Source organism: Marinomonas sp. TI.3.20, from assembly GCF_038155025.1.
Classification (GTDB): domain Bacteria; phylum Pseudomonadota; class Gammaproteobacteria; order Pseudomonadales; family Marinomonadaceae; genus Marinomonas; species Marinomonas flavescens.
This window is the reverse complement of sequence record NZ_JBAKAS010000133.1, coordinates 1-255: the sequence shown is the minus strand read 5'-3', so window position 1 is coordinate 255 and position 255 is coordinate 1. Positions and strand designations below refer to the sequence as shown.

At 47.1% G+C, this 255-nt stretch carries 1 protein-coding gene; it reads left to right on the top strand.

The features are described from left to right. Positions 1-255, top strand: a 255-nt coding sequence (locus V6259_RS19885) for an IS66 family transposase (protein ID WP_341586001.1), incomplete at both ends; no start/stop codon positions are given.

Below are 255 nucleotides of genomic sequence, written 5' to 3'. Positions count from 1 at the left end.
AAGCGGATGAAACAACGCTCAATGTCATTAAAGAAGCGCGTTCGAACTGTTATATGTGGCTCTATTGCACCGGTAAAGATGGACCTGACAAACAAAGCCCGATCCCCAATATTGTGTTATACGACTTCCAACCCACACGAAGTGCGCAATGTGCCATCGATTTTTTACAAGGGTTCGACGGATATCTTAATGTGGATGGCTACCAAGCTTATGAATCAACAAACGCAACGCTGGCCGGTTGCTGGGCACACGCAC